We start from the raw sequence: 26,700 nt of genomic DNA on the forward strand, positions 1-26,700 counted from the left end.
TCCCATGTCGGGCATGGTGGGCATGAGCAGCGTGTGGCGGAGCATGCGCGCGGACCGGAGCGTCACCGACGCCCGGATCGACCGCCGGACGCTGCGCCGCGTGCTCGCGTTCGCCAAGCCCCACCGGCGTCCGATCGCGGTCTTCCTCGCCCTCAACGTGGTCAACTCCGCGATGGTCGTCGTGACGCCGCTGCTGATCCAGCGGATCGTCGACGACGGGATCCTGGCCGGCGACGCCTCGATCGTGACCTGGCTGGCGCTCGGCATGCTGGTCGCGGCGGCGGTCAACGCCGTGCTCAACGTCGCGCTCGGCTTCCTCTCGAGCCGGATCGGGGAGGGGCTGATCTTCGACCTGAGGACGGCGGTCTTCGGCCACGTCCAGCGCCAGTCGCTGGCGTTCTTCACCCGGACGCAGACCGGGGCGCTGGTCAGCCGGCTCAACAACGACGTGATCGGTGCGCAGCGGGCGTTCACCTCGGCACTCGGAGACAGCGTCGCCAACGTCATCTCCGTCGTGGTCGTCGGCGCGACGATGCTGGCGCTCTCGTGGCAGGTGACGCTGTGCTGCGTCGCCACGTTCCCGCTCCTGTGGCTGGTGAGCCGCTGGGCGAGCCGACGGCTGGCGGGTCTGACCCGGCGGCAGATGGACGGCAACGCCGACCTGGGCAACACCATGACGGAGCGGTTCAACGTGGGCGGCGCGATGCTGCTCAAGCTGTTCGGCCGTCGCGAGGAGGAGGACCTCGCGTTCGCCGAGAAGGCCGCCGTCGTCCGCGACCTCGGCGTGCAGATCGCGCTCACGACCCGGATCTTCTCGACCTCGATGTGGACGGTCCCGGCACTCGCCACCGTGCTGGTGTTCGGCGTGGGCGGCCACCTCGCCATGGACGGCAGCCCCTCGATCGGCACGCTCACCGCGCTGTCCACGCTGCTGATGCGGCTGCTCGCGCCGATGCAGGGGCTCTCCAACATCCGGGTCGACATCATGACGGCGCTGGTGTCCTTCGAGCGGGTCTTCGAGGTGATCGACCTGCCCTCGCTGATCAGGGAGAAGCCGGACGCCGTCCCGCTCCCCGCCGACGCCGCGTCGGTGGGGTTCGACCACGTCGCGTTCACCTACCCGCGCGCGGAGGACGTCTCGCTCGCATCGCTGGAGGCTGTCGCGAGGACGGAGGCGCGACCGACGACCCAGGTGCTGTACGACATCGACTTCGTCGCCGAGCCGGGGGAGATGGTGGCGCTGGTGGGGCCGTCGGGGGCGGGGAAGACGACGGTGACCCACCTGGTGGCGCGGCTCTACGACGTCGACGGCGGCGTCGTGCGGGTCGGTGGCCGCGACGTGCGCGACGTGACGCTGCAGTCGCTCGAGGACGTCGTGGGCTACGTGACCCAGGACGCCCACATGTTCCACGACACGATCCGCGGCAACCTGCTCTACGCCCGCCGTGACGCCACCGACGACGAGATCTGGGACGCGCTCGAGGCCGCCCAGATCGCCACCCTCGTCAAGGGGCTGCCGGACGGCCTCGACACCGTCGTCGGCGACCGCGGCTACCGCCTCTCGGGCGGCGAGCGGCAGCGCCTAGCCATCGCCCGGCTGCTGCTCAAGGCGCCTCGGATCGTCGTCCTCGACGAGGCCACCGCTCACCTCGACAGTGAGTCGGAGGCCGCCGTCCAGAAGGCCCTCGACGCCGCGCTCGAGGGGCGCACCTCGATCGTCATCGCCCACCGGCTCTCCACCGTCCGCAACGCCGACCGCATCCTCGTGGTCGAGGGGGGCCGGATCGTCGAGTCGGGCACCCACGCCTCGCTGCTCGCCCGCGGAGGGCTCTATGCCGAGCTCTACCGCACGCAGTTCGCGGAGGAGAGCAGCCAGCTCGAGCACCAGGGATCGGAGGACTGAGTGGACCTGCAGGTGAAGGACCGCGTCTACGTCGTCACCGGCGGCAGCCGGGGGCTCGGCCGGGCGACGGTGGACGCACTGGTCGACGAGGGCGCCCGGGTGGTGGTCTCGGGCCGGAGCGAGGAGTCGCTGGACGGCGTACGCCGGGCGCTGGGCGACGCCGTCGTGACCGTCGCCGCCGACAACGCCGACCCCTCGGCGGCGACCCGGCTCGTCGGAACGGCGCTCGAGGCGTGGGGGCGGCTCGACGGTGCGCTGATCAGCGTCGGCGGGCCGCCGCCCGGCACGGCGGGGGAAGCGAGCGACGAGCAGTGGCGGGCGGCGTTCGAGTCGGTCTTCCTGGGCGCGCTCCGGCTCGCCCGCGAGGTCGCCGCCGCGGTCGGCGAGGGCGGCTCGATCGCCTTCGTGCTCTCCTCCAGCGTGAAGGCGCCGATCCTCGGGCTCGGCATCTCCAACGGCCTGCGGCCGGGGCTGGCGATGGCGGCGAAGGCGCTCGCCGACGAGTACGGGCCCCGCGGCGTCAGGGTCAACGGCCTCCTGCCCGGCCAGCTGCTGACCGACCGGATGCTCGAGACCGGCACCGATCCCGACGCCGAGCCTGCGAGCATCCCGCTGCGCCGCTACGGCCGGCCGGACGAGTTCGGCCGGGTGGCCGCCTTCCTGCTGTCGCCGGCGTCGTCGTACGTCTCGGGGGCGATGGTGCCCGTCGACGGCGGCATGCTGCGCTCGCTCTGACCCGGCGCCTCGCCGTCGCGCCCGCGCCTCTCCGCGTCGTACGCCGCCTGGTACGCCGCGCGCACGGCCTGCTTGTGGGCGTTCTTCTCCGTCCGCCTCGCCTTGCGCTCGGCGCGGGCGGTGGCGCGCGGGTCCGGCAGCTCCTCGCCAGACTCGCTAGCGGCCTCGGCGCGCAGAGTCGACCGGCGCTCGTCGTACATCAGGTAGAAGAAGCCGAAGATCGCGAGCGCCCCGAAGAACCACCACTGGATCCCGTAGAAGAGGTGCGGCCCGTCGTTGAGCTCAGGCAGGTCGACCTGCTGCAGCGTGGTCGTGGGCGCGGGGTCCTCGGACTCGAGGTTGACGAAGCCGTCGTAGACCGGGTGCCCGATCCGCGGCCCGATCGTCGTGGACGACACCGCGCGGGTGCCGAGGAGCCCGCCGGAGACCTCGTCCACGCGGGTCGAGTCGCCGGTCGCGTCGACCCGGACCCACCCGGTGACTGTCACGGTGCCGGACGGCGGTGCCGGGATCGACTCCGGGTGGTCGTCCTGGTCGGGCGAGGCCATCCACCCGCGGTCGACGAGGAGGGCGGTCCCGTCGGTGGTGACGAGAGGTACGACGACGTCGATCCCCGCCGTCCCGTGGTCGTCGGTCCGGTAGCGCCAGACGACGGTGTGGGAGGTGTCGTAGGTGCCGGTCGCGGTGACCCGGCGCCACTCGTCCCGATCGTCGACCTCGCGGCCGACGGCGAGGACGTCGCCGACCGGTGCGGGGGAGGCGTGCTCGTTGGTGCGGATGATCTCGTTGCTCTGGCGCTTGTCGTGGAGCCGGCCGAACTGCCATTCGCCCAGCCACCAGGTCCCGTAGACCAGCACGGCGACCGCCACCGCGAACAGCGCCCACCGTCGACTGAGCAGGAACCGGAACGATCGCACCCGACGAGGCTATCCGCCGGGCGGTGAATCGCTCGGATCCGGGCGGACCTCCGCGTAGGCTGGCGTGGTGGAGACGACACCGAGGCCCCAGCCCACCACCGGACAGCTGGTCGATCGCTTCGGGCGCGTGGCCACCGACCTGCGTGTCTCGTTGACCGACCGGTGCAACCTGCGGTGCAGCTACTGCATGCCCGCCGATGGGCTGGACTGGCTGCCCAACGAGCGGGTCCTGACCGACGACGAGGTGGTCCGACTCATCCGGGTCGCCGTCGAGCGGCTCGGGATCCGTGAGGTGCGGTTCACCGGCGGAGAGCCGCTCGTACGCCGCGGCCTGGTCGACATCGTCCGGCGTACCCGGGAGCTGTCGCCGGACCTCGAGCTGTCGATCACCACCAACGGCCTCGGGCTCGCGCGTACCGCGCCGGCGCTGAAGGCCGCCGGCCTCGACCGGGTCAACGTCTCGCTCGACACCATCCGTGCGGAGACCTTCGCGGAGATCACCCGCCGCGACCGCCTCCACGACGTCGTCGCCGGGCTCAAGGAGGCGGCCGACGCCGGCCTCGGCCCGGTGAAGATCAACGCGGTGCTCCTGCGCGGGGTCAACGACCAGCAGGCGCCCGAGCTGCTGGCCTGGGCGATCGACATGGGCTACGAGCTGCGTTTCATCGAGCAGATGCCGCTCGACGCCCAGCACGGCTGGTCGCGCGACGGCATGGTCACCGCAGACGAGATCTTCACGATGCTGGAGCGCGAGTTCACCCTTGCGCCGGCGAGCGAGCCGCGGGGCAGCGCCCCTGCCGAGCTGTTCACCGTCGACGGCGGTCCCGCCACCGTCGGCGTCATCGCGTCGGTGACCCGTCCGTTCTGCGGCGACTGCGACCGGGTCAGGCTGACAGCCGACGGCCAGGTCCGCGACTGCCTCTTCGCCCGCAAGGAGTCCGACCTGCGCACGCCCCTGCGCGACGGCGCCCCGGACGAGGAGCTCGCCCGGCTCTGGACCGTCGCGATGGCCGGCAAGCGCGCCGGGCACGGCATCGACGACCCGACCTTCCTCCAGCCCGACCGGCCGATGTCGGCGATCGGCGGCTGACGCTCCGCCCCGTCACTCGGGTCCCTCCGAGGTAGGGCCCGGCCGCGGCATGTCCGAGTGGACGTTCCACACGAACTCCTGGGTGAGATCCTCCGCCCGCAACAGCCCGAGGTCGCGGCCACGCAGGACCGCGACGAGCCGGTCGGAGGTCCCGAGCTTGCCGTACAGGTGCTGCAGGTGCTTGCGGACCGTTGCGGGGCTCGCGCGGAGGCGCCGCGCGATCGCGTCGGCGGTGAGCCCGCCGGCGAGGTACTCGAGCACCTTCTGCTCCCGCGGCGTGAGTACGACGTCGTGCGGCTCGCCGCTCCGGTGCCGGTCGTCAGCGAGGCTGAGGCTGCGGTAGAGCGCGACGACCGCCGGCTGCAGCGCCACGCAGAACGCGAGCTCGTCGTCGGTGAAGTCGCGGTCGGAGCGGTTCATCGCGAAGTAGACCCATTCGGGGGTCGCCGTCGTCGTCAGCAGGATCACGATCGTGTGCCAGGCACCGATCGGGCCGAGCACCTCCCGGAAGAGCGTGGTCTCGCGGAACTCCCGCCACGGCACCACGTCGCTGATCCGGACCGGGCGCCAGTCCCGCTGCGAGGTGTACCACCGGAAGAGCGGGTGCTCGTCGAGGAGCCGGCTGACGCCGTCGATCCCTGCCTCGTGCTCGGGACGGTAGGGCCGGAAGGACACCGTCGCGGTCCGCTGGACCAGGTCCATCCGGTTGAAGGAGACCACGTCGACGCCGAGTGCCTCGGCGAGCACGCTCAGGGTCCGGTCGACGAGTCCGCCGACGGTGCGCACGGACGCGACGTCGTACCCGACCTCCAGCGCCCGCATCGCCGGCTCCATCCCCGAAACCCTCCTGAGGTCAGTGCTCCCCAGGACGATCTAACACTGCGGGGCTCAGTGCGTCTGGACTTCGCGGAGAAAGCCGCGCGCACCGAGGAAGTCGCTCAGCGACTGACGGTGCTCGTCGCAGGCCAGCCAGATCTTGCGGCGGTCGGGGGTGTGGATCTTCGGATTGTTCCACTGGAGCTCCCAGACGGCAGCGGCCTGGCAGCCCTTGGCGGAGCAGAGGTCAGGATCCATCCGCGCCGTCCTCGTCGTGCTGGTGGCGCTCGCGCCACTCCTTGCCGCCCCGCAGCTCGGGGTCGCCGAAGGGCGAGTCGACGAGGTCGAACCCGTCGCCCTTGGTGTTCGCGGCGTTGGCCATGACCACGGCGATGTACGGCAGCACGATGGCGCAGGCGATCAGGATCGGCCACAGCCAGTTGACGTGGGTGACGCCGGCCAGGACGGCGCCGATGAAGCAGACGGAGCGGATCGACATCGACACGATGTAGCGCTTCTGGCGGGCGGCGATGTCCTCCGCGCGACTCGTCTGGGCCGTCGTGATGCGGATCGGCGCCTCGCTCCTGTGCGACTGCCGGCGCGACGCGCTCCGGACCCTGGACATAAGAGCAACCCTACGTCGCTACGGTGGGAGTCCAACCACCGGTCCGCGCGCCAACGGAGGCCTGCCATGACGAACCGCACCTACCGCGTCACCGAGGTCGTCGGGACCTCGCCCGACGGCGTCGACGCCGCCATCTCCAACGCCATCTCCCGGGCGTCCAGGACGCTTCGCCACCTCGACTGGTTCGAGGTCGTCGGCGTACGCGGCCAGGTCAAGGACGGCGCCGTTGAGCACTACCAGGTCACGATGAAGCTGGGGTTCCGGCTCGAGGACGAGTGACGGAGCAGGTGGGTCGTCGGATTCGGCGTACTGCCCGGTAATCACTAGGTTCACCAGACGTGACCGAGACGACCGCGCCCGTACCCCGATCAGTCCTCGTCACCGGCGGCAACCGCGGCATCGGCCGCGCGATCGCGGAGGCGTTCCTGGCGCAAGGCGACAAGGTCGCGGTGACGACACGCAGCGGCGGCGCGCCGGAGGGTGCGCTGGACGTGCGCTGCGACATCACCGTGCCGGAGCAGGTCGAGGCGGCGTACGCCGAGGTGGAGGCCGCCCACGGACCGGTCGAGGTCCTGGTGGCGAACGCCGGCATCACCAAGGACACCCTCGTGCTCCGGATGTCCGAGGACGACTGGTCCGACGTGATCGACACGAACCTGACCGCCTCGTTCCGGCTGGCCAAGCGCGCCGCCAAGGGCATGCTGCGGCTGCGTCGCGGCCGGATCGTGTTCATCTCCTCGGTCGTCGGGCTGCTCGGCAACCCGGGACAGGTCAACTACGCGGCATCCAAGGCCGGGCTGGTCGGGATGGCGCGGTCGCTGGCCCGCGAGCTCGGCAGCCGCGGGATCACCGCGAACGTCGTCGCGCCGGGCTTCGTCGAGACCGAGATGACCGAGGTGCTGACCGAGGAGCAGCGGAAGGCGATCTCCGACCGCGTGCCGCTCGGCCGGTACGCCACGCCTGACGACGTCGCCGCCGCGGTCACGTGGCTGGCCGGCGACGGCGCGGCGTACGTCACCGGGGCGGTCATCCCGGTCGACGGCGGACTTGGCATGGGCCACTGAGAGAAGAGGAATGATGGGCATTCTGGACGGCAAGCGGATCCTGGTCGCGGGGGTCACGATGGACACGTCCATCGGGTTCGCGGCCGCCAAGGTCGCGCAGGAGCAGGGCGCGACGGTACTCATCTCCAACTTCGGTCGCGCGCTGGGCATCACGAAGCGGATCGCGAAGCGGCTGCCCGTCGAGCCACCGGTGCTCGACCTCGACGTGACCAACGACGACCACCTCGCCGGGCTCGCCGACACGGTGCGTGAGCACCTCGGACCGGACGCGGGGCTGGACGGCGTCGTCCACTCCATCGCCTACGGCAACCCCGAGACGCTGCTGGGCGGCAAGTTCCTCGACGGTCCGTGGGAGGACGTCGCGCAGGCGGTCCGTGTGTCGGCGTACTCCCTCAAGAGCCTCGCCACGGCCTGCCGCCCGCTGCTCTCGGAGGGGTCGTCGGTGGTCGGCCTGACCTTCGACGCGACGGTCGCGTGGCCGGCGTACGACTGGATGGGCGTGGCGAAGGCAGGGCTGGAGTCCACCGCGCGCTACCTCGCCCGCGACCTCGGCCCGGCCGGCATCCGGGTCAACCTCGTCTCGGCCGGGCCGCTGCGGACGCTGGCCGCCAAGGCGATCCCGGGCTTCGAGGAGCTCGACGCGATGTGGGCCAGCCGGTCGCCCCTCGGCTGGGACAACACCGACCAGATCCCGACCGCGAAGGCGATCTGCGCGCTGATGAGCGACTTCTTCCCGGCGACGACCGGCGAGATCGTGCACGTCGACGGCGGCTACCACGCGATGGGCGCCTGAGCGCAGCGCGGAGGCACAAAGGACCGTAGGCTCCACGATCATGCGGACCCTCGTCATCATGCGGCACGGCAAGGCCGAGTCCTCGGCGCCGAGCGACTTCGAGCGCCAGCTCACCGACCGGGGCCACGGCGACGCCCAGGACGCCGGGACCTGGCTGGCCGGTCAGGGGATCGAGCCGGACTACGCGCTCGTCTCCGCGGCCGCGCGTACGACGCAGACCTGGGAGGACGTCGCCGCAGGCGCGGGCTGGGACCTGACCCTGGCGGAGTACGACGACGGGCTGTACGCCGCCTCCACCGACGCCGCCCTCGACCTGATCCGCGAGATCGACCCGGGCGTCTCCTCGCTGGTCGTCATCGGCCACAACCCGACTGCCGCCCAGCTCGTCCAGCTCCTCGACGACGGCGCCGGCGACGACGAGGCGTGCAACGCCATGGCCGTCGGCTTCCCGACCTCCGCCGTCGCGGTCTTCTCCTACGACGGCGACTGGGCCGACCTCGAGGAGGGATCGGCCAAGGTCGTGGGCTACCACGTGGGCCGCGGCTGACGACCTCAGACCGGGGGAGCCGGGGTCACGATCCCGGCCTCCGCGTCGGCCGCCTCGATCTCCTCGCGGGAGATTCCGAGGAGATACATGATCGTGTCGAGGTAGGGCACGTTGATGGCCGTGCCGGCGGCGGAGCGTACGGCGGGCTTGGCGTTGTAGGCGACGCCGAGGCCGGCGGCAGCGAGCATGTCGAGGTCGTTGGCGCCGTCGCCGATCGCGACGGTGGCGGCCTCGGGGAGGCCGAGCTCGGCGGCGAACTCGCGCAGCGCGACCGCCTTGCCGGCGCGGTCGACGACGGGGCCGATCACGTTGCCGGTGAGCCGGCCGTCGACGATCTCGAGCTGGTTGGCGCGGGAGAAGTGGATCCCGAGGTCGGCGGCGAGCCGGTCGGTGATCTGGGAGAACCCGCCCGAGACGATGGCGAAGCGGTAGCCGAGCCGGCGCAGCGTGCGCACCATCGTGCGCCCCCCCGGGTTGAGCTGCAGCGACTCGTAGACCTCGTCGAGCGCCGACGCGGGCACCCCCTCGAGGAGCTTGACCCGCTCGCGGAGCGACTGCTCGAAGTCGAGCTCGCCCCGCATCGCGGCCTCGGTGACGGCGGCGACCTCGGCCTCGCAGCCGGCGTACGCCGCGATCATCTCGATCACCTCGCCCTGGATGAGCGTGGAGTCGACGTCCATGACGATGAGGCGCATCCCGCGGCGGAGCAGGTTGGCGCGCTGGACGGCGATGTCGACGCCCTGGGCGGCAGCCTCGACCGAGAGCGAGGCCCGCAGCTCGTCCGGATCCGCGCCCGACACGTGCAGCTCGAAGGCCGTCACCGGGTAGCCCGCCAGCCGGATGATCCGGTCGATGTTGGCGCCGGCCGCGGCGATCCGCCGGGTGACGGCCCCCATCGCGGAGGCCTTGAGCGGTGTGCCGAGGACGGTGACATGGGCGCGCTGCTTCGGCCGCCGCGGGGTGTCGCCGGTGCCGCTCTCGATCTCGACCGTCATGTCGAGCGCGTGCGCGGTCTCCTCGAGCGCGACCCGGAGCGCCGCGGTGGCGGCGCCGTCGGCGGGCGCGGTGACCAGCAGCCCGAGCACGAGCCGCCCGCGCAGCACGATCTGCTCGAGGTCGACGACGTCGACGCCGGCGAGCGCCAGCGTCGCGAGGGTCGAGGAGGTCACCCCCGGCCGGTCGCGGCCGGCGAGGGTGACGAGCAGCGTGTCGGGCCGCTGGCCCAGCTGGTCGAAGGACTCGGTCATCGGAACGGAAATCTATCGGCTGCCGACGGGTCGTCAGCCCGGAGGCCAGACCTCGGGCGAGCCCGCGGCGGTGAGCGCGCGCCGGGCGGCGCGGTCGAGCGGCAGCAGCGCCTCGCGCCGAGCGGTCATCTCGTACGCCGACACCGCGCCACCCTCGTCCTCGAGCGCCAGCGCGACGATGTCGCGGGCCTGCAGTCCTCGCGCGGCGAGGTCCACGCACCGCTCGGGCACGCCGGGGGCGCCGCGGAGCGAGGGACGGTGCCGGAGGTTCATCAGCCGGTCGGCGACCTCGGGTCGCCAGCGGGCCACGTCAAGGTCGGCGAGCGCCTGCGCGGCCTCGAGCAGCGCCGATCGCAGCGAGCGGTCGGCCTCGCCGACGTCGGGCAGCTGGCGGCGCTCGGCGGCGTACGCCTGCCAGCCGATGACCGCGCCCACCCGCACCGGGACCAGGCCGATGCCGGCGTCGGCGACGACTGCCTCGCCCGCCTCGAGCGCCGCCGCGTTGAACGCCGCCGGGCCGCCGAGCCCGACGGGGTCGCCCTCGACCGGGAACGCCGTCCCGAGCGCCGTCGCGCCCTCGGCGCGGAGCCGGCCCAGACCGGTCACCAGCGTCTCCGCGGTCGCCGCGGTGCCACCGAGCCCGAGGGCGTCGAGACCGCCGACGGTGTGGGTGGCGTCGCCGCCGATCACGGCGTCGAGCATGAGGTCGGTGACGACGTCGCCGCGCAGCCAGGACGTGCCCCACCAGGCCAGCCGGAGGGCGTCCGGGGCGAGGTCGAGCGAGGTGCGCTGGTCGTCGATGCTCACGGCCTGCGACTGTACGCCGGGGGCCTCCGGGCCGGTCGGAGAGACCGCCGTCCGGCTCGCTACAGTGACCGCCATGTCCGCGGTCCTCGAGCTCTCCGACGTCACCATCCGGCGTGGCACCAACCTCCTCCTGGACGCGGTCAGCTGGACGGTCGAGGAGGACGAGCGCTGGGTGATCCTGGGCCCGAACGGCGCCGGCAAGACGACCCTGCTGCAGATCGCCTCCGCCCAGATGCACCCGACGAGCGGGACCGCGAAGGTGCTCGGCGAGCAGCTCGGCAAGGTCGACGTCTTCGAGCTGCGCCCGCGGATCGGCCTGACCAGCGCGGCCCTCGCCGAGCGCATCCCGCGCCACGAGCTGGTCCGCGACGTGGTCGTCTCGGCGTCGTACGGCGTGGTCGGCCGCTGGCGCGAGGAGTACGACGACCTCGACCACGACCGGGCGCGGAGCCTGCTCGTCGAGATGGGCATCACGCACCTCGCCGACCGCACCTTCGGCACGCTGAGCGAGGGTGAGCGCAAGCGGGTCCAGATCGCACGCGCCCTCATGGTCGACCCCGAGCTGCTGCTCCTCGACGAACCCGCCGCCGGCCTCGACCTCGGCGGCCGCGAGGACCTCGTCTCGACGCTGTCCATGCTCGCCTACGACCCCGACAGCCCGGCCACCGTGCTCGTCTCCCACCACGTCGAGGAGATCCCGCCGGGCTTCAGCCACGTGCTCATGCTCCGCCAGGGGCGGGTCGTCGCCGCCGGGCTGATCCAGGACACCCTGACGCCGGCCAACCTGGCCGCGACCTTCGGCATGCCGCTGGAGCTCGAGGAGCGCGACGACCGCTACTGGGCGCGCCGGCGGACCCGCCGCCTCGTCTGACGGGAGCTCCGCCCGCCCGGCTGGAACGGCCGACTACAGTCGGTGCATGGGCATGGACTGGCTGGTGTGGCTGGGCCTCGGCGCCCTGCTGATCGTCGCCGAGCTGTTCAGCCTCGACCTGATCCTGCTGATGCTGGCCGGCGGCGCCCTCGCCGGCGCCGTGACGGCCGGCTTCGTCGACAACATCGTGATCGAGGCGGTGGTCGCGATGGTCGTGGCGTTCGCGCTGCTCGGGGTCGTACGCCCCGGTCTGCTCGGCCGGCTCCACGGCGGGCCCGAGCTCGTCCTCGGAACTCGGAAGCTCATCGGTTTGCGCGCCGTCGCTCCGGGCACCATCAGCACGCACCAGCCCGGCCAGATCAAGATCGACGGCGAGCTGTGGACCGCGCAGCCGTACGACGAGCACCTCGTCATCGAGCCCGGGACCACGGTCGAGGTCCTCGAGATCCGCGGCGCCACGGCGTACGTGCACCCCGTACCCGAACTCGAACTCTAGGAAAGTCAGGGAGCGTCAGATGGTTGTCGTCCTCGCCGTCCTGGTCATCCTCGCGATCTTCGTGATCACGGCGCTGGCCAAGACTGTCAAGATCATCCCGCAGGCTCGCGCCGGCGTGGTCGAGCGGTTCGGGAAGTACCGCGCGACCCTGGCGCCCGGCCTCAACGTCGTGGTGCCGTTCGTCGACAAGGTCCGCTACATGATCGACATGCGCGAGCAGGTCGTGACCTTCCCGCCGCAGCCGGTCATCACCGAGGACAACCTGACGGTCTCGATCGACACCGTCATCTACTTCCAGGTCAACGACCCGATCGCCGCGACGTACGAGATCGCCAACTACATCCAGGCGGTCGAGCAGCTCACCATGACCACGCTGCGCAACATCGTCGGTGGCATGGACCTCGAGGAGACGCTGACCAGCCGCGAGCAGATCAACTCCGGCCTCTCTACCGTCCTCGACGAGGCCACCGGCCGGTGGGGCATCAAGGTCAAGCGGGTCGAGATCAAGAGCATCGACCCGCCGATGTCGATCAAGGACGCGATGGAGAAGCAGATGCGCGCCGACCGCGACAAGCGCGCCGCGATCCTGACCGCCGAGGGCCAGCGCCAGTCGGCCATCCTCACCGCGGAGGGCAACAAGCAGTCGGCGATCCTCAACGCGGAGGGTCAGCGCGAGTCGCAGATCCTGCGCGCGCAGGCGGACCGGGAGGCCTCGATCCTGCGGGCCCAGGGTGAGGGGCAGGCCATCCAGACCGTCTTCCAGGCGATCCACGACGGCCAGCCGGACCAGTCCCTGCTGGCCTACCAGTACCTCCAGATGATGCCGAAGATCGCCGAGGGCGACGCCAACAAGGTGTGGATCGTGCCGAGCGAGATCGGTCGGGCGCTCGAGGGGCTCGGCTCCACGATGAGCGAGCTCCAGGGGATCCCGCAGAACGTGCCCGGTCCGCGCAAGCGGGTCGACATGGGGCCCTCCGAGCCGGCGGTCCCGAAGCCCGGCGACGCCGCGAGCGCCGCCGAGGAGGCGGTCCGCGCCGCCATCGCGGAGGCGGACAGCGCGGCCAACCCCGGTGCCTCGGCCAATGGTGCGGCGGGCGCCCCGCCCGCTGCCGAGCCGACGCTAGGCGACCCCGAGTCCGGGGCCGTCGAGCCCACCGACCCGGAGTCGCCTAGCGTCTAGCTCCATGGAGCTGTACGACGCGATGCGCACCACCGCCGCGATCAGGGAGTTCACCGGCGACCCGATCCCCGACGAGGTGCTCCACCGCATCCTCGACAACGCCCGCTTCGCGCCGAGCGGCGGGAACCGCCAGGGCGTGCGGATCGTCCTCGTCACCGAGCGGGCGACGCGCGAGCGGCTGGCGGAGCTCAACGAGCCCGCCGTACGCCGCTACGTCGCGCAGACCAAGGCGGGCGAGACCCCGTGGAACACGCTGCACGAGCCCGGCCCCTCCGCCGAGGAGATCGCCACGACCAGGGTGCCGCGATCGTTCACCGAGCCCCTGCTCACCGCGGCGGTGGTGATGGTCGTCTTCGCCGACCTCGGGTCTCTGGCCTCGCTCGACTCCGGGCTCGACCGGGTCGGACTGGTCAGCGGCGCCTCGGTCTACCCGCTCGTCTGGAACATCCTCCTCGCCGCCCGCGCCGAGGGCTACGGCGGCGTGATCACCACCATGGCGGTCCCGGAGGAGGCAGCGGTGCGCGACCTCCTCGGCGTCCCCGACACGTTCGCGCTCGCGGCCGTCGTACCCCTCGGGAAGCCGGTCAAGCAGCCCACCAGGCTGACCCGGCGGCCGGTGGAGGAGTTCGTGACCCGGGAGAGGTATGACGGGGAGCCGTTGGCGGTCACGCCCTCGTAACAGGGGCGCGGCAGAGTAGCCCGCATGCGCTACACCCAGACCCTCCACGGCCGTACCTACGCCTTCGACGGCCTCGTCGACCTGCTCGCGAAGGCGACGCCGCTGCGCTCGGGCGACGTGCTCGCCGGGTGCGCGGCGTCCTCGGACGAGGAGCGCGCGGCGGCGCGCTGGGTGCTGGCCGACCTGCCGCTGACGACCTTCCTGGAGGAGCAGGTGGTCCCGGCCGAGACCGACGACGTGACCAGGCTGATCCTGGACGGCCACGACCGGGCGGCGTTCGAGCCGGTGCGGGCTCTCACCGTCGGCGGCCTGCGCGAGTGGCTCCTCGAGGCGGCCGCCCGCCATGACACCGCCGCCCTGACGTCGGTCGCCGCCGGCCTGACCCCGGAGATGGTCGCCGCGGTCTCCAAGATCATGCGCAACCAGGACCTGATCGCCGTCGCGGCGGCGACGGAGGTCGTCACGAGGTTCCGTACGACGATGGGTCGCCACGGGCGTCTCGGCACCCGGCTGCAGCCCAACCACCCGACCGACGACGCCGCGGGCATCGCCGCCTCGATCCTCGACGGCCTGCTGCTGGGCTCGGGCGATGCCGTCATCGGGATCAACCCGGCCTCCGACAACCCGCGCACCGTCGCCCGGCTGCTGCACCTGGTGGAGAGCATCCGGGAGAGGTACGACGTCCCCACCCAGTCCTGCGTCCTCACCCACGTGACGACGACGATCGAGCTGATCGGCCAGGGGCTGCCCGTCGACCTGCCGTTCCAGTCGATCGCCGGCACCCAGCGCGCCAACGAGGGCTTCGGCGTGGAGCTCTCGATGCTCGCCGAGGCCAACGAGGGCGCCCGCACCCTCGGCCGCGGGACGGTGGGTCAGAACGTCATGTACTTCGAGACCGGCCAGGGCTCCGCGCTCTCCGCCGACGCGCACCTCGGCACCGGCGGGCGGCCGGTCGACCAGCAGACCCTCGAGGCGCGGGCGTACGGCGTCGCGCGCGCCTTCGACCCCTTCCTCGTCAACACCGTCGTGGGCTTCATCGGGCCGGAGTACCTCTACGACGGCAAGCAGATCATCCGTGCAGGGCTCGAGGACCACTTCTGCGGCAAGGTGCTCGGCGTCCCGATGGGGGTGGATGTCTGCTACACCAACCACGCCGAGGCCGACCAGGACGACATGGACACGCTGCTCACCCTGCTCGGCGTCGCCGGGGTCACTTACGTCATGGGCGTGCCCGGTGCCGACGACGTGATGCTCGGCTACCAGTCGACCTCCTACCACGACGCGCTCTACGCCCGGCAGGTCCTCGGCAAGCGGCCCGCGCCGGAGTTCGAGGCGTGGCTCGACAGGATCGGGCTGGCCGACGGCGCCGGCGGTGTACGCGAGGTCGACCCGGCGGCGAGCGCGCTGCGGGAGCTGGCGGCCCGGTGAGCGGGTCGGGATCGTCGGCGGACTTCTGGTCCCGGCTGCGGCGTACGACGCCCGCCCGGATCGGCCTCGGCCGTGCCGGCACCGGCCAGCCCACCGCGGCGGTGCTCGCGGCGGGCGCCGCGCACGCGGCGGCCCGGGACGCCGTGCACCTGCCGCTCGACGTGGACGCGGTGGTCGCCGGCCTCGCCGCGCTCGGCCTCGGCGCCCCGGCCGTCGTCGCCTCGGCGGCGCCCGACCGGGCGACCTACCTCACCCGGCCCGACCTCGGCCGGCTGCCCGGCTCCGAGCTGCCTCGCATCCCGACCACCTCGACGGACGGGGTACCCGAGCTGGCGGTCGTCGTCGCCGACGGGCTGTCCGCGGAGGCGGTGCACGCCCACGCGGTGGGTCTGCTCCAGGCGCTGCTGCCGCTCCTCGACGCCGTCACGACGGTGGCGCCGCCGGTCGTCGCGACCCAGGCGCGGGTCGCACTCGGGGACCACCTCGGCGAGGCGCTCGGCGCCCGGCTCGTGCTGGTCCTCATCGGCGAGCGGCCGGGCCTGTCCTCGGCCGACTCGCTCGGCGCCTACCTCACCTGGGACCCGAAGCCCGGCATCCAGGACTCGGCTCGCAACTGCGTCTCCAACATCCGCCCGCCGCACGGGCTGGACTACGACACCGCGGCCCGCACCATCGCCTCGCTCGTCGCGGGCGCCCGCCAGCTGGGTGCCACCGGCGTACGCCTCAAGGACGGTGCGGGCGAGCTCCCCACCGCCGAGTAGCCCCTCTACTCCACGTAGGCGTCGAGCCAGCGGCCGAGCTGGTCGTAGACCTGCTTGCGCACCTCCGGCCGGGAGAGTACGACGTCGTGGCGCGCGCCCTCGACGGCGACGTAGGTGACGTGGGGGCCGATCGCGGTGGCCCAGCGCCGGATCTGCGGGACCTCGAGGACGATGTCGGTGCCGTGGACGGTCTCGTTCATCTCCGAGGCGTGGCCGGAGGCGCCCGACGAGACGACCAGGACGGGGCAGGGCACCGACAGCCCGGCGTGGACCCGGGCGTGCCCGCGGCGGACCGCGGAGAGCCAGCCGGCGTACACGGTGAAGGACTCGACCGGCTTCCAGGTGAGGTCGAAGTCCCACTCGCCCTCGTGGTCCTTGTGGAGGGACCGGGTGTACAGGCCGCTCACGGTGCGCGGGATGGCGCGCAGCGGCCGGCGCTTCGCGACCTGATGGACGATCGGGGTGCCGACCGTGCGCAGCAGCGCCGAGCCCTGCATGTCGAGCCAGGGGGAGTTGAGGAACATCCCGGCGAGCTCCGCGGGCTGGCGCGCGTCGGCCCACAGCGGCGTCGTGAGCCCGCCGGTGGAGTGAGCGGTGACGACCACCTGGCGGTGGGCTTGGCCTGATCCTGGGGAGGTGATCCGCTCCCACGCCTCGTCGAGGACGGGGAAGTAGTCCTCGAGGTCGGTCGTGTAGTTCGGCGTCTGGTGGGGCCGCAGGGACCGGCCGTACTTCGGCAGGTCGAGCGCGTAGAAGTCGTAGCCGCGGGCGGTCCACCACTCGGCGTACTCGGTCTGGAAGAAGTAGTCGGCGAAGCCGTGGACGTGCAGGACCGCCGACGCGCTCGGCCCGGAGTCGGACGGCCGGTGGACCAGGGTGGCGACCAGCTCGCCCTCGTGGTCGTCGGGAAAGGTCAGGGTCTCGGCGGTGTAGGGCTCGCCGAGGACGTCGGGCGTCCCGGTTGTCATGCCCGCATCCTGTCAGACGCCCCGGCTGCGCCGGCGGCCGCTCGCGGCGTACCGTCGCCGGTCCCGCAGCGCCAGCGCCGGGTGGTTCGTGACGACCATCCACGCGCTGCCGGGACGCGTCCACCAGCGCAGCAGCGCGGCCTCGTCGACGGTCCACACCATCAGCCGCATCCGGTGCTTGCGGGCGAAGCGGCGCAGGCGCACCAGCGCGAGGCCGTGGTTGGCGCAGACGACGTTGGCGCGGGACCTGGCGAAGCGCTGCTCGGGCGCGAGCTGGCGGAAGAGCGACCGGACCGCCCGGCGGACCCCCAGCCCGCGCAGGCTGGAGCCGATCGAGAGCCCGACGTTGAGCGGGATGCCCTCCGACTCCGCCCACTCCCGGAGCGCGCGCACGCCGCGCTCGCGGCCGGACGTGGCGACGATCCGCTCGGCGGGGAGGCGCTTGAGGGCCCGCTTGACGACCTCCACCTCCCAGCAGGCACCGAGGCTGTCGTACAGCTCGTCGGGCGAGCCGAACTTCAGGTCGATGTGGGCGCCGGCCCGGTCGCCGAGCGTGTCGAGGAGGGCGTCGTACGCCAGCACCTCCACGCCGTCGTCGGGCAGGTCGTGGGCCACGATCAGGTGGCCGTCGGCCCGCCGGCGTACGTCGAACTCGACGAAGTCGACGCCGAGGGCGACCGAGTGCTCGAGGGCGTGCAGCGAGTTCTCGCCGAGCGGGTCGTCGCCCGCACCGCACCGGTGCGCACTGACCAGGACCGGCTGCTTCGCGACCACGGAGAAACACCTTCCGGGGTGTCGATGAAATCTTCACGGCAACGTAACAGCCGGTGGATGTCGGCTGTCGCAACGCCTCACTACGGTCGCGGCGCAACGGACCATCTCACCACCAGACATCGAGGTGCACCATGACCGACGGCGTCGAATCTGCGGCCGCCGCCTCCGCCTCTCCGGTCCCCGCGCCGCGCATCGGCGGAGTGACCTACTCCCACGCGGAGGAGGGCTACTTCGAGAAGCGCCAGCTCAAGCGGACGGCGGGCTTCTGGGGACTGTGGGGCATCGGCGTCGCAGCCGTCATCTCGGGTGACTTCTCGGGGTGGAACGGCGGCCTCGGCACCGCCGGCTGGGGCGGGCTGCTCATCGCGAGCCTTCTCATGATCGTCATGTACTTCGGCATGCTCTTCTCGATCGGCGAGATGTCGGCCGCGATGCCGCACACCGGTGGGGCGTACTCCTTCGCGCGCGCCGCGATGGGCCCCTGGGGCGGCTTCGTGACCGGGTTCGCCGAGTCGATCGAGTACGTCTTCACGACGGCCGTGGTCGTCTACTTCTCGGCCGGCTACGCCGACGGCGTCGTCGGGGGCGACATCCCGTCGTGGGTCTGGTGGATCATCCTGTACGCCGTCTTCGTGCTGCTCAACGCGGCGGGCGCCGAGGCGTCCTTCAAGTTCGCTATCGGCGTCGCCGTGGTCTCGATCGCGATCCTGGTCCTCTTCGGCGTGCTCGCGGCCGCCAAGGGCGCCCTCGACTTCGGCACGCTCGACGACATCGTGCCCGACGGCGGTCACGGCAGCTTCCTGCCCTTCGGGATCACCGGGATCCTCTACGCGCTGCCGTTCGCGATGTGGTTCTTTCTCGGCATCGAGGAGCTCCCGCTCGCCGCGGAGGAGGCCCACGACCCGGAGAAGGACATCCCGCGGGCCGGCGTCATCGGGATGGCGTCCCTGGTCGTCTGCGCGGCGATCGTCTTCTTCCTCAACCCCGCCGTGATGGGCTCCGGCGCGACCGCCGGCTCCGGTGAGCCGCTGCTCGACGGCTTCCGCGCCTTCCTGCCCGACGGCTGGGCGCGGGTGCTCGCGGCGTTCGCGCTGATCGGCCTGCTGGCGAGCCTGCAGGGCATCATGTACGCCTACGGCCGCAACATCTACTCGCTCTCCCGCGCCGGCTACTACCCGAAGATCCTCTCGCTGACAGGCACGCGGCAGACGCCGTACGTCGCGCTCGTGGTCGGCGCCGTGATCGGCTTCGTCGCCCTCGTGGTCACCGACAACGCCGGCGAGACGGCGGGCAAGATCGTCCTCAACATCGCCGTGTGGGGCGCCGTCATCGCCTACATGCTCCAGATGGCGTCCTACGTCCTGCTCCGGCGGCGGTTCCCGAACGCGACCAGGCCCTACCTCAGCCCGGTCGGCGTCGCCGGCGCCGTCGTGGCCGGGCTGCTCGCGCTGCTGACCTTCGTCGGCATCCTGCGCAACCCGGACTACCGGCCGGCGATCATCGCGATCGTGGTCATCTACCTCGTCGGGCTCGGGGTCTTCGCGGTCTTCGGCCGGCACCGGCTGGTCCTCTCGCCCGAGGAGGAGTACGCCATGAGCGGCGGCCTCCACCGCGACCCGGCGGTCGAGCACTACGGCACCGAGCTGGAGAAGGAGCTGCCGCCGGAGGACTTCGACTGAGCCGTGGCCGCCGGAGCGGCGGGTTGACGGCCCCGGCAGCATGGGGGACATGGAGGTACTCGCCGGCCGCGTGCTGCTGCATCCCGTCGACCCGGAGCGCTCGCAGCGGTTCTACCGCGACGTCCTCGGGCTCGCGGTCTACCGCGAGTTCAGCGGGGGAGTGGTCTTCTTCCTCGGCGGCGGCTTCCTCGAGGTGTCCGGCACCGCCCGCTCCGACGCCGGCGGGGCCGACCTCGACCTGTGGCTGCAGGTCCGCGACGTCGTCGCCGAGCACGAGCGGCTGGTCTCGGCCGGCGTCACGGTCCTTCGCGAGCCGCGGCAGGAGCCGTGGGGGCTGGTCGAGACCTGGATCGCCGACCCCGACGGCGTACGCATCGTGCTGGTCGAGGTGCCCGAGGACCATCCGCTGCGCCGGGACACTCGCTCCTGAGCGGCTCGTCTCAGCCGAGGTGCCTGATCGCCGGCCACTCCTCGGCCCAGCTCCGCCTCGGACCGCTGCACGTCAGGACGTCGGCGCCGTCCTCGTCGTTGTCGACGCCGGCGGTGTTCATGACGGTGGCCGCGACGCGGCAGCCGCGGAGGAAGCGGGCGGCCTGCGCCGGGGTGGCGCCCACCACGATCACGGGCGCGTCGTCGTCCGACGGCCTGCGCCAGTCGGCGTACGCGTTGTGACCGCTGTACGCCGCCGGGAGCCCGAGCGCGGGCCCGAAGCGGTCGATCGCGCCGGCCTCGCCGTAGTTCTGCGCGAGCAGCACGGCTCCGGCCCGGTCGGGCAGGTGGTCGTACACGCCGGCGACGGTGCGTACGAGCTCCGGCCAGCCGATCGTCTCGCCGACGTCGGGGTTCATCGCGATCACGGGTCCTGCGTCGCGGGCGGGGAGGAGGGGGAGGGCGATCGTGGCGCACACGACGGCGCTGACCGCGACGACGCAGGTCAGGAGGGTCCGTCGCAGCCGCGGCCGGCCGCGCTCGAGCCAGCGGTCGGTCGCGATGGCCCCCACGGCCAGCAGGAACGGCACCAGCCCGGCCAGGTAGTAGGGCTTGCCCCCGGTCGCCATGAAGGTGATCGCCAGGACGACCCAGGCCCATCCCAGGAACCGCAGCCCGCGCAGCTCGGGCGCGCGGAAGAGCCGCACCAGCCCCGCGACCCATACTGGCGCCAGCAGCGGCCCGAAGAGCAGCGGCTGGAACGGGACCACGAGCCACCACGGCTGCGAGCTGGTCGAGCCACCGGCGGCGATGGACCGCGAGACGTCGAGCTGCGGCCATCCGTGGCGGCCCTGCCACAGCAGCCACGGCAGCCACAGCAGCACGGCGACCAGGGCCCCCGCCCACAGCCACCTCTCGCGCAGCAGCCTGCGGGGCCCGCTCACCACGATCCCGACGAGCACGCCGGCCGCGAGGAAGGCCGGCAACGGCTTGTTCTCCAGCCCGAGGCCGAGGACGACGCCGACGGCGAGCCAGACCCGCCCGCCTCCGGGGCGCACCGCGAGGACGGTCAGCCAGGTCAGGACCGTCCAGACGAGCAGGTCGAGCGTGGTCGTGCTCAGGGTGTGACCGGTGAACAGGACCACGACCGACGTGGCACAGCAGCAGGCGGCGACGAGCTGGGCGCGCGCGGAGCCGCCGAGGTCGCGGGCGATCGCCGCCGTCACGAGCACCGTCGCACCCGCCGCGGCGGCGCTCGGGAGTCGCAGGACCGTCAGCGAGTCGGGGGCGATCGCCGTCATCGCCCGTGCGATCAGCGGGGTGAGCGCGCCCTGGTCGGCGTAGGCCCAGGCGAGGTGGTGCCCGGCCGCGACGAAGTACAGCTCGTCGCGGTGGTAGCCGTAGCGGGACGCCGTGACGACCAGGACGGCGACCACGGCCACCGCCGTCGCGACGGCCCCGATCGAGAGCCGCCCGTGGGGTGGTACGACGTCCGCCGGCTCTTCCACGTGATCTCCTGGCGCCGGGTCGACTAGGTGGTCGGCTCGGCACCCGCCGGGCCGAGACGGTCGGCGACGAACGCGGCGAGCGCCTCCTGCGACGGGTGACCCCAGCCGATGCAGAACGGGTGACCGGCCGGGTCGGCGTACACCTCGTGCCCCTCGTCGCTGACCAGGTCGGGAGCCGCTTGGAGCAGCCGGGCGCCCAGCGCGATCGCCTGGTCGTGCGCGGCTCGTGGGTCCTCGACATGGAGGTCGAGGTGCACCTGCTGAGGGTTGCCGTCCGGCCAGTCGGGTGGGACGTGGTCGGGTGCCAGCTGTACGCCGATGCGCCACTCACCGTCGGCGTCGATGACCGTGTGCCAGGCCTCGTCCTCGAACACGTGGCCGCCGAGGAGCCCGGCCCAGAACGCGCTCTCCGGACCGAGGTCGGCCGCGTCGAACACGACCACCTGCCGCACCATCCTCATGGGCAACAGTGAAGCACCGACCGGCCCTCAGCGGACCTCGAAGCCGTGACGACCCTGCCCCTGGGAGTCCTCGATCTGCACGTCCGTCACCTGCGCCCGGGGCGGGCCGGTCCGGCACCAGTCGAGCAGCGCGTCGACAGCCTCGGAGCTTCCCTCGAAGTGGCCGGCCACGGTGCCGTCCGGCCGGTTCTCGACCCACCCTTCGACGCCGAGGCACTCGGCCTGCTCCGCGCAGGCGGCCCGGAAGAAGACGCCCTGGACGCGCCCGGTGACGGTGACGTCGACGGCTCTGGTGCTCACGGACCCAGTGTCGCGCCTCCCGAGCCCCGGCCGTCGTACGACGTCTCGCTCGTACCAGGTGCCATGCTTCCCGCCGAGGTCCGCCGGACCGGCCGGCCCCACCGGATGGAAGCCGGCCTTGAGCAGCACCCGCTGGGAGGCCACATTCCCGTCGGAGGTGGCCGCCCGGAGGGTCCTGACCCCGTGGCGGGATGCCGCGAGCGAGCACATCTCGCGCACGGTTGCCGTCGCCACCCCGCGCCCCGCGGCATCTTGTGCGACGCGGTAGCCCAGCTCCGCGGCACCCTCGCCGACGAGGATCAGGTTGAACCTGCCGAGCACCGATCCGTCCTCCGCCACGAGGACGTAGTAGGCGCCCGCGCCTGAGTTCTGGTCGGCGAGCAGCGCGGCGTACCGCTCGGTGAAGTGCTCGAAGTACTCGTCACCGCGATCGGAGATCGAGGTGGCGAAGTACGCGCGGTTCGCCGTCTCGAAGGCCAGCACAGCCGGAGCATGATCGGCTCGCAGAGGCTGCAGCTCGGGCACCGGACGAGACTATCCCCGGGGTGGCGTCCGTGCCCGTCAGCGTTCCTGGCGCCTCGGCGTGGCGGCGTACGCGCTGCTCGGCGGCGCCGTCATTGTCGGTGGCCGGTGCTGGACTGGGCCGACCGAACCGAAGGACCCGGGGGAGATGGTGTCGATGCGCTGGGGCGACTTCGAGGCGACCGCGCCGCGGTTGGCGGCCCTCGCGCGGGAGAAGGTCCTCGGACCGGGGGTGGTCCTGGTCGGCACGATCCGCCGCGACGGCAGTCCGAGGATCAGCCCGATCGAGCCGTTCGTGCTCGACAGCGAGCTGTGGCTGTCCATGCTGTGGCGCTCGCACAAGGCTGCGGACCTGGCCCGCGACCCCAGGGTGCTGGTGCACAGCATCGTCACCAGCCGGGACGGTGGCGAGGGGGAGCTCAAGGTGCGTGGGCGGTGCCGTGCGGAGGAGGACCGCGGCGTGCAGGAACGCTACGCGGACGCTGTGTCCGTAGCCCTCGGCTGGCGGCCCGACGTCGGTCGTATGCACCTGTACTCGGTCGACATCGACTCCGTGTCGTACCTGCGCTACGACGACGCCACGGGCGACCAGTTCACGGTGCTGTGGCCCAGCGGTGGCGAATACGTGCGGAGGAGTGCCGGCGGCACCACACTCGGGCCGCCCGAACGAGCTGACCTGGGCCTGCTCGGGTCGTGAAAGCGGCGTGAAGGTCGCGTGAAGCCGCGATGAAACCGCCGCCGCCTAGCGTCTCCGGTGAGTCGTTCGACACGCGAGCGTCCCACGAGGAGCCACCCATGCCCACCACCACGGAAGCCACGGCACCGACCACGGAGCCCACCACGGGACCTGCCACGGCCGCCGAGTCGCGGACGTACTCGTCCCTGCGCGCGGCGTGGATCCCGCTGGCGGCCCTGTGCCTGGCCTTCTTCGTCGAGATGGTCGACAACACGCTGCTGTCGATCGCGCTGCCCACGATCGGTCGTGACCTCGGCAGCGGTACGACGGCGTTGCAGTGGGTCACCGGTGCGTACTCGCTGACGTTCGGCGGCCTCCTGCTCACCGCGGGGTCCGTGGCCGACCGGTTCGGGCGGCGCCGCGTGCTGATGGTGGGGCTCGCGCTGTTCGGCCTGCTGAGTCTGTGCGTGGTGGCCGTCCACAGCTCGGGCGAGCTCATCGCGCTGCGGGCCGGACTCGGGATCGCGGCGGCGATGATGGCCCCGATCACGAACTCGCTGGTGTTCCGACTCTTCGACGACAAGGCGCTGCGCATGCGCGCCATGACCGTGATGATCGTCGTCGGCATGTCTGGGTTCATCCTCGGTCCGGTGCTCGGCGGCACCGCGCTGGCCCACGTCAGATGGGAGTGGCTCCTGGTCGTCAACGCGCCGATCGCGCTGATCGCCTGCATCGGGGTCCGGCTCGGCGTGGCCCCCGACCGGCGCGAGGACCTGACCGACGACGCCCTCGACCTGCCCGGTGCGGCGCTGAGCGTGCTGACGATCGGTCTGGCGTGCTACTCGGCGACCTCCGGTGTCGAGCACGGCTGGCTCTCCGCCGGCACGCTCGCCTCGATCATCGGAGCCGCGCTGGCGGCGGCCGGGTTCGTCTGGCACGAGCGGCGTACTGCCTCACCCATGCTCGACCTCGGCCTCTTCGCCAACGGCACGGTCCGCGGCGCCACGATCGCGCAGACCGGCACGTCGATCGCGATGGCTGCGGTGATGTTCGGCCTGGTCCTCCACTTCCAGTACGCCTACGGCTGGTCGCCGATGCACGCCGGGTTGGCGAACCTGCCGATGATCGTGACGATGCTGCTCGCCACCCCGGTGTCCGAGAGCCTCATCAAGGGGTACGGCCACCGCGTCGCCTGCGTCGTCGCTGCACTGCTCCTCGCCGGCGGGCTGGGCGGGCTCGCCTGGGGCGTGAGCCACGGCTACCTCCCGATCGCAGCCTCGATGGTGGTCATGACCGTCGGCCTGCGCACCGTGATGACGACGTGTGCCGTCGCGCTGGTCGACGCGATGCCGAGCAACCGCACCTCGATCGGCGCGGCCCTCAACGACACCGCACAGGAGGTCGGCACCAGCCTCGGCACCGCGGTGGTGGGCACGCTGATCGCCGCCCTGGTCACGACCGCGCTGCCCACCGGCACCTGGAGCAGCTCCCTTGTGGCCTCGTTCTTCCACGGCGAGCAGATCACGTACGCCGTGATCGCCGTGCTCGTCGGAGTCATCGCCGTCAGCGGCGCACTGACGCTCACCGACTCCCGCACCGCCGAGGAGACCGCCGAGGAACCCGCCTGACGGGAGTTCGGGCCAGAGTCGAGCGCGGACGGCCGGCCGGACCGTAGGGTCATCGCCATGGGCGAGCCTCAGCGCACGACGTACGTCCTCGTCGACGGAGAGAACATCGACGCCACGCTCGGCGCCTCGATCCTGGGCCGGCGTCCGCGCCCCGAGGAGCGTCCGCGCTGGGAGCGGCTGCTGCAGTTCGCGCAGGAGCGCTGGGCGCAGCCGGCCAAGGGGCTCTTCTTCCTCGCCGCGAACAACGAGCTCCCGATGCCCTTCGTCCAGGCATTGCTGGCGATCGGGTACCGACCCATCGCCCTGTCCGGCGGCCTCAGCGAGAAGGTCGTCGACATCGCGATCCAGCGGACGCTGAGCGAGCTTTGTCGCCACGACGCCGACGTACTCCTCGTCAGCAACGACGGCGACTTCGTCGACGAGATGGGCGAGCTCCTGGACGGGCGGCGTGCGGGCGTCGCCGGGTTCGTCGAGTTCCGCAACTCCCGCTTCCTCGAGCTGATCGAACGAGGGCTGGAGTCCTTCGACCTCGAGTACGACGTCCGAGCGTTCAACGCACAACTGCCGCGTGTCCGCGTCATCCCCATCGACGAGTTCGACCCCGTCGACTTCCTCTGACGTCGGGCAGGGAGCACCGTGACGCGCGGCAGGCGAGGGCGTTCGTATGGGCGTGTCCGCCGCGCTCGCACCCACGGGCATGAGCGTGTCTTACCCGAAGGAAAGACCCGGCGGACACGCTCTACTCCAGTACCCATCCGGCCGGAGTAGAACGCGCTCGCCATGTACACGGCGGAATGTCGGATGTCGTCACGATCTGACGAGGGCACGATGGCTGCCATGGCGGACGACACGATGGCAACGATCGAGCTCCAGGTGACCGAGGCGGACACCGCGAGCGCCCTGATGTCCGGCGATCTCCCGGTGTTGGGCACGCCGAGGCTCATCGCCTGGATGGAGGCGGCCACCTGCCAAGCCGTCCGTCCACGGCTGCAGAGTGGCCAGAGCACCGTCGGCACACGGGTGGCCGTCGAGCACCGAGCACCGTCGGCCATCGGCGCATCGGTGCTCGTCACCGCGCGGCTCACGGCGGCCGAGGACCGGACGTTGACCTTCGACGTCGAAGCGACCGACGTCGGCACGGGCGATCGGCTCGCGGACGGCATGATCACCCGGGTTGTCATCGACGAGCGGCGTTTCCTGGCGCGACTCGGGAGCGACGCGTCGCGATCTGCCTAGGCTGTGGGTCTACGCCGTGGACGTCGGTCTCGGCACCCTCACCACCGGGGAGGTCGCGATGGCGGCGACGACACCAGGAAGGCCGAGCAAGGATCCGTGGATTCCGCCACGCTGGTTCGTCCGGGGCGCGTGGAGGATCCACAAGGCGATCGACAGGGCCAAGGGCGGCACCGGTGTGCTGCGCGCCCCCGCCGCGGGGAAGGCGGGCTTGCTGAAGCTGCGCACCACGGGCCGGCGCAGCGGGCAGGAGCGGACGGTGATCCTTGCCTACTGGCGCGACGGCGACCGCTTCGTGACGCTCGCGATGAACGGGTGGCAGCCCTCGCCGCCGGCCTGGTGGCTCAACCTGCAGGCACAGCCCGACGTCGCCGTCGAGACGGTCGACGGAGAGGTCGCGGTGCACGGCAGAGCCGCAACCGGCGCCGAGCGCGACCGCCTCTGGGAAGGCTTCGCCGACTACAGCGGCTGGGGCGACGGCCTGGAGCGGTACGCCGCGCGGCGTCCGGTGGCGACCCCGGTCGTCGTCCTCGAGCCTCGGTAGCTCCCGCCGCGCACAGTGG

31 protein-coding genes are annotated in these 26,700 nt (G+C 72.1%); 20 read left to right on the forward strand and 11 right to left on the reverse strand.

What is annotated here, in order from left to right; translation table 11 throughout:
- Positions 1-4: 4 nt before the first annotated feature.
- A complete protein-coding gene (locus ABLE53_RS12550; RefSeq protein ID WP_348859283.1) occupies positions 5-1,903 on the forward strand; it encodes an ABC transporter ATP-binding protein in 1,899 nt (632 codons plus the stop codon).
- Complete coding sequence (locus tag ABLE53_RS12555) at positions 1,904-2,638, forward strand: SDR family oxidoreductase (RefSeq protein ID WP_348859284.1); 735 nt, start codon at positions 1,904-1,906, stop codon at positions 2,636-2,638.
- Here ABLE53_RS12555 and ABLE53_RS12560 read toward each other — a convergent pair.
- Positions 2,524-3,555 (reverse strand): SURF1 family cytochrome oxidase biogenesis protein, encoded by a 1,032-nt coding sequence (locus tag ABLE53_RS12560; RefSeq protein ID WP_348859285.1) that lies wholly within the window; start codon positions 3,553-3,555, stop codon positions 2,524-2,526. The two genes, ABLE53_RS12555 and ABLE53_RS12560, sit on opposite strands and share 115 nt — an antisense overlap.
- A gap of 64 nt (positions 3,556-3,619) precedes the next feature.
- On the opposite strand from ABLE53_RS12560, the gene moaA reads away from it, so the two are divergent.
- A complete protein-coding gene (gene moaA, locus ABLE53_RS12565; RefSeq protein ID WP_425474871.1) occupies positions 3,620-4,645 on the forward strand; it encodes a GTP 3',8-cyclase MoaA in 1,026 nt (341 codons plus the stop codon).
- A gap of 12 nt (positions 4,646-4,657) precedes the next feature.
- Here the strand turns inward: moaA and ABLE53_RS12570 are convergent, their stop codons facing one another.
- The 3 genes from ABLE53_RS12570 to ABLE53_RS12580 are packed head-to-tail and all read right to left on the reverse strand — an operon-like array spanning position 4,658 to position 6,086.
- Positions 4,658-5,479 carry a helix-turn-helix transcriptional regulator gene (locus ABLE53_RS12570; protein WP_348859287.1) on the reverse strand — a complete coding sequence of 274 codons (822 nt, stop codon included), beginning with the start codon at positions 5,477-5,479 and terminating at the stop codon, positions 4,658-4,660.
- 54 nt (positions 5,480-5,533) lie between these two features.
- On the reverse strand, positions 5,534-5,719 hold the full coding sequence (locus ABLE53_RS12575; protein ID WP_348859288.1) for an acetone carboxylase: 186 nt from the start codon (positions 5,717-5,719) through the stop codon (positions 5,534-5,536).
- Positions 5,709-6,086: a DUF3099 domain-containing protein gene (locus ABLE53_RS12580; RefSeq protein WP_348859289.1), complete on the reverse strand. Its 378-nt coding sequence runs from the start codon at positions 6,084-6,086 to the stop codon at positions 5,709-5,711. The genes ABLE53_RS12575 and ABLE53_RS12580 overlap by 11 nt, the downstream gene beginning before the upstream one ends.
- Positions 6,087-6,152: 66 nt before the next feature.
- Between ABLE53_RS12580 and ABLE53_RS12585 the strand changes: the two genes are divergently transcribed.
- Genes ABLE53_RS12585 through ABLE53_RS12600 form a run of 4 tightly spaced genes read left to right on the forward strand, consistent with a single transcriptional unit; the run spans position 6,153 to position 8,490 of the window.
- Entirely contained in the window at positions 6,153-6,365 is a 213-nt protein-coding gene (locus ABLE53_RS12585; RefSeq protein ID WP_348859290.1) for a dodecin, read from the forward strand.
- 59 nt (positions 6,366-6,424) lie between these two features.
- Complete coding sequence (gene fabG / locus ABLE53_RS12590) at positions 6,425-7,150, forward strand: 3-oxoacyl-ACP reductase FabG (protein WP_348859291.1); 726 nt, start codon at positions 6,425-6,427, stop codon at positions 7,148-7,150.
- A gap of 13 nt (positions 7,151-7,163) precedes the next feature.
- Positions 7,164-7,943, forward strand: a complete 780-nt coding sequence (gene fabI, locus ABLE53_RS12595) for an enoyl-ACP reductase FabI (protein ID WP_425474872.1) — start codon at positions 7,164-7,166, stop codon at positions 7,941-7,943.
- Positions 7,944-7,983: 40 nt separating this feature from the next.
- Positions 7,984-8,490 (forward strand): SixA phosphatase family protein, encoded by a 507-nt coding sequence (locus ABLE53_RS12600; protein ID WP_348859293.1) that lies wholly within the window; start codon positions 7,984-7,986, stop codon positions 8,488-8,490.
- Positions 8,491-8,495: 5 nt separating this feature from the next.
- On the opposite strand, the gene serB is transcribed toward ABLE53_RS12600, so the two are convergent.
- Positions 8,496-9,737, reverse strand: coding sequence for a phosphoserine phosphatase SerB (serB, locus tag ABLE53_RS12605; RefSeq protein ID WP_348859294.1), 1,242 nt, complete (start codon positions 9,735-9,737; stop codon positions 8,496-8,498).
- Positions 9,738-9,770: 33 nt separating this feature from the next.
- Entirely contained in the window at positions 9,771-10,544 is a 774-nt protein-coding gene (locus ABLE53_RS12610) for a hypothetical protein (protein WP_348859295.1), read from the reverse strand.
- 73 nt (positions 10,545-10,617) lie between these two features.
- Between ABLE53_RS12610 and ABLE53_RS12615 the strand changes: the two genes are divergently transcribed.
- From ABLE53_RS12615 to eutC, 6 genes are read left to right on the forward strand one after another with little or no spacing between them, the layout of a single operon-like run.
- The gene (locus tag ABLE53_RS12615) at positions 10,618-11,415 is read left to right on the forward strand and encodes an ABC transporter ATP-binding protein (protein ID WP_348859296.1); all 798 of its coding nucleotides are present in this window, start codon (positions 10,618-10,620) and stop codon (positions 11,413-11,415) included.
- A gap of 46 nt (positions 11,416-11,461) precedes the next feature.
- Positions 11,462-11,911, forward strand: a complete 450-nt coding sequence (locus tag ABLE53_RS12620) for an NfeD family protein (RefSeq protein WP_348859297.1) — start codon at positions 11,462-11,464, stop codon at positions 11,909-11,911.
- A gap of 19 nt (positions 11,912-11,930) precedes the next feature.
- The gene (locus ABLE53_RS12625; protein WP_348859298.1) at positions 11,931-13,091 is read left to right on the forward strand and encodes an SPFH domain-containing protein; all 1,161 of its coding nucleotides are present in this window, start codon (positions 11,931-11,933) and stop codon (positions 13,089-13,091) included.
- A 4-nt stretch (positions 13,092-13,095) separates the two neighbouring features.
- Positions 13,096-13,770 (forward strand): nitroreductase family protein, encoded by a 675-nt coding sequence (locus ABLE53_RS12630; RefSeq protein ID WP_348859299.1) that lies wholly within the window; start codon positions 13,096-13,098, stop codon positions 13,768-13,770.
- Positions 13,771-13,794: 24 nt separating this feature from the next.
- Positions 13,795-15,198 carry an ethanolamine ammonia-lyase subunit EutB gene (locus tag ABLE53_RS12635; protein WP_348859300.1) on the forward strand — a complete coding sequence of 468 codons (1,404 nt, stop codon included), beginning with the start codon at positions 13,795-13,797 and terminating at the stop codon, positions 15,196-15,198.
- Positions 15,195-15,959 (forward strand): ethanolamine ammonia-lyase subunit EutC, encoded by a 765-nt coding sequence (gene eutC / locus ABLE53_RS12640; RefSeq protein ID WP_348859301.1) that lies wholly within the window; start codon positions 15,195-15,197, stop codon positions 15,957-15,959. The genes ABLE53_RS12635 and eutC overlap by 4 nt, the downstream gene beginning before the upstream one ends.
- 5 nt (positions 15,960-15,964) lie before the next feature.
- Here eutC and ABLE53_RS12645 read toward each other — a convergent pair whose 3' ends face one another.
- Positions 15,965-16,927 carry an alpha/beta hydrolase gene (locus ABLE53_RS12645; protein ID WP_348859302.1) on the reverse strand — a complete coding sequence of 321 codons (963 nt, stop codon included), beginning with the start codon at positions 16,925-16,927 and terminating at the stop codon, positions 15,965-15,967.
- Between the two features lie 12 nt (positions 16,928-16,939).
- Complete coding sequence (locus ABLE53_RS12650; RefSeq protein ID WP_348859303.1) at positions 16,940-17,701, reverse strand: glycerophosphodiester phosphodiesterase; 762 nt, start codon at positions 17,699-17,701, stop codon at positions 16,940-16,942.
- A 131-nt stretch (positions 17,702-17,832) separates the two neighbouring features.
- Here ABLE53_RS12650 and ABLE53_RS12655 point away from each other — a divergent pair, with 131 nt between their 5' ends.
- Together ABLE53_RS12655 and ABLE53_RS12660 are read left to right on the forward strand one after the other, a co-directional pair.
- Complete coding sequence (locus ABLE53_RS12655; RefSeq protein WP_348859304.1) at positions 17,833-19,380, forward strand: amino acid permease; 1,548 nt, start codon at positions 17,833-17,835, stop codon at positions 19,378-19,380.
- Between the two features lie 49 nt (positions 19,381-19,429).
- A complete protein-coding gene (locus tag ABLE53_RS12660; protein ID WP_348859305.1) occupies positions 19,430-19,810 on the forward strand; it encodes a VOC family protein in 381 nt (126 codons plus the stop codon).
- 10 nt (positions 19,811-19,820) lie between these two features.
- Here the strand turns inward: ABLE53_RS12660 and ABLE53_RS12665 are convergent, their stop codons facing one another.
- From ABLE53_RS12665 to ABLE53_RS12675, 3 genes are read right to left on the reverse strand one after another with little or no spacing between them, the layout of a single operon-like run.
- Positions 19,821-21,317 carry a glycosyltransferase family 39 protein gene (locus ABLE53_RS12665; protein WP_348859306.1) on the reverse strand — a complete coding sequence of 499 codons (1,497 nt, stop codon included), beginning with the start codon at positions 21,315-21,317 and terminating at the stop codon, positions 19,821-19,823.
- 23 nt (positions 21,318-21,340) lie between these two features.
- Positions 21,341-21,778: a VOC family protein gene (locus tag ABLE53_RS12670; RefSeq protein ID WP_348859307.1), complete on the reverse strand. Its 438-nt coding sequence runs from the start codon at positions 21,776-21,778 to the stop codon at positions 21,341-21,343.
- Positions 21,779-21,805: 27 nt separating this feature from the next.
- Positions 21,806-22,603: a GNAT family N-acetyltransferase gene (locus tag ABLE53_RS12675; RefSeq protein WP_348859308.1), complete on the reverse strand. Its 798-nt coding sequence runs from the start codon at positions 22,601-22,603 to the stop codon at positions 21,806-21,808.
- A gap of 58 nt (positions 22,604-22,661) precedes the next feature.
- Between ABLE53_RS12675 and ABLE53_RS12680 the strand changes: the two genes are divergently transcribed.
- The 5 genes from ABLE53_RS12680 (at position 22,662) to ABLE53_RS12700 (ending at position 26,681) form a co-directional block, all read left to right on the forward strand.
- Positions 22,662-23,297 carry a pyridoxamine 5'-phosphate oxidase family protein gene (locus ABLE53_RS12680; protein ID WP_348859309.1) on the forward strand — a complete coding sequence of 212 codons (636 nt, stop codon included), beginning with the start codon at positions 22,662-22,664 and terminating at the stop codon, positions 23,295-23,297.
- 98 nt (positions 23,298-23,395) lie between these two features.
- Positions 23,396-24,904 carry an MFS transporter gene (locus ABLE53_RS12685; RefSeq protein WP_348859310.1) on the forward strand — a complete coding sequence of 503 codons (1,509 nt, stop codon included), beginning with the start codon at positions 23,396-23,398 and terminating at the stop codon, positions 24,902-24,904.
- Between the two features lie 57 nt (positions 24,905-24,961).
- Positions 24,962-25,522, forward strand: a complete 561-nt coding sequence (locus ABLE53_RS12690) for an NYN domain-containing protein (protein WP_348859311.1) — start codon at positions 24,962-24,964, stop codon at positions 25,520-25,522.
- A gap of 219 nt (positions 25,523-25,741) precedes the next feature.
- On the forward strand, positions 25,742-26,140 hold the full coding sequence (locus tag ABLE53_RS12695) for a thioesterase family protein (RefSeq protein WP_348859312.1): 399 nt from the start codon (positions 25,742-25,744) through the stop codon (positions 26,138-26,140).
- 16 nt (positions 26,141-26,156) lie between these two features.
- Positions 26,157-26,681 (forward strand): nitroreductase/quinone reductase family protein, encoded by a 525-nt coding sequence (locus ABLE53_RS12700; protein ID WP_348859313.1) that lies wholly within the window; start codon positions 26,157-26,159, stop codon positions 26,679-26,681.
- Positions 26,682-26,700: the final 19 nt, after the last annotated feature.

The organism is Nocardioides asiaticus (genome assembly GCF_040049175.1).
Lineage (GTDB): Bacteria > Actinomycetota > Actinomycetes > Propionibacteriales > Nocardioidaceae > Nocardioides > Nocardioides cheoyonin.

What these genes read in the sequence shown, in the direction of transcription:
- ABLE53_RS12550 (WP_348859283.1), top strand. Translation starts at nt 5, where the DNA reads ATGTCGGGCATGGTGGGCATGAGCAGCGTGTGGCGGAGCATGCGCGCG.
- ABLE53_RS12570 (WP_348859287.1), bottom strand. Translation starts at nt 5,479, where the DNA reads ATGGAGCCGGCGATGCGGGCGCTGGAGGTCGGGTACGACGTCGCGTCC.
- ABLE53_RS12575 (WP_348859288.1), bottom strand. Translation starts at nt 5,719, where the DNA reads ATGGATCCTGACCTCTGCTCCGCCAAGGGCTGCCAGGCCGCTGCCGTC.
- ABLE53_RS12580 (WP_348859289.1), bottom strand. Translation starts at nt 6,086, where the DNA reads ATGTCCAGGGTCCGGAGCGCGTCGCGCCGGCAGTCGCACAGGAGCGAG.
- ABLE53_RS12585 (WP_348859290.1), top strand. Translation starts at nt 6,153, where the DNA reads ATGACGAACCGCACCTACCGCGTCACCGAGGTCGTCGGGACCTCGCCC.
- fabI (WP_425474872.1), top strand. Translation starts at nt 7,164, where the DNA reads ATGGGCATTCTGGACGGCAAGCGGATCCTGGTCGCGGGGGTCACGATG.
- ABLE53_RS12600 (WP_348859293.1), top strand. Translation starts at nt 7,984, where the DNA reads ATGCGGACCCTCGTCATCATGCGGCACGGCAAGGCCGAGTCCTCGGCG.
- serB (WP_348859294.1), bottom strand. Translation starts at nt 9,737, where the DNA reads ATGACCGAGTCCTTCGACCAGCTGGGCCAGCGGCCCGACACGCTGCTC.
- ABLE53_RS12615 (WP_348859296.1), top strand. Translation starts at nt 10,618, where the DNA reads ATGTCCGCGGTCCTCGAGCTCTCCGACGTCACCATCCGGCGTGGCACC.
- ABLE53_RS12620 (WP_348859297.1), top strand. Translation starts at nt 11,462, where the DNA reads ATGGGCATGGACTGGCTGGTGTGGCTGGGCCTCGGCGCCCTGCTGATC.
- ABLE53_RS12625 (WP_348859298.1), top strand. Translation starts at nt 11,931, where the DNA reads ATGGTTGTCGTCCTCGCCGTCCTGGTCATCCTCGCGATCTTCGTGATC.
- ABLE53_RS12630 (WP_348859299.1), top strand. Translation starts at nt 13,096, where the DNA reads ATGGAGCTGTACGACGCGATGCGCACCACCGCCGCGATCAGGGAGTTC.
- ABLE53_RS12635 (WP_348859300.1), top strand. Translation starts at nt 13,795, where the DNA reads ATGCGCTACACCCAGACCCTCCACGGCCGTACCTACGCCTTCGACGGC.
- ABLE53_RS12645 (WP_348859302.1), bottom strand. Translation starts at nt 16,927, where the DNA reads ATGACAACCGGGACGCCCGACGTCCTCGGCGAGCCCTACACCGCCGAG.
- ABLE53_RS12655 (WP_348859304.1), top strand. Translation starts at nt 17,833, where the DNA reads ATGACCGACGGCGTCGAATCTGCGGCCGCCGCCTCCGCCTCTCCGGTC.
- ABLE53_RS12660 (WP_348859305.1), top strand. Translation starts at nt 19,430, where the DNA reads ATGGAGGTACTCGCCGGCCGCGTGCTGCTGCATCCCGTCGACCCGGAG.
- ABLE53_RS12670 (WP_348859307.1), bottom strand. Translation starts at nt 21,778, where the DNA reads ATGAGGATGGTGCGGCAGGTGGTCGTGTTCGACGCGGCCGACCTCGGT.
- ABLE53_RS12685 (WP_348859310.1), top strand. Translation starts at nt 23,396, where the DNA reads ATGCCCACCACCACGGAAGCCACGGCACCGACCACGGAGCCCACCACG.
- ABLE53_RS12690 (WP_348859311.1), top strand. Translation starts at nt 24,962, where the DNA reads ATGGGCGAGCCTCAGCGCACGACGTACGTCCTCGTCGACGGAGAGAAC.
- ABLE53_RS12695 (WP_348859312.1), top strand. Translation starts at nt 25,742, where the DNA reads ATGGCGGACGACACGATGGCAACGATCGAGCTCCAGGTGACCGAGGCG.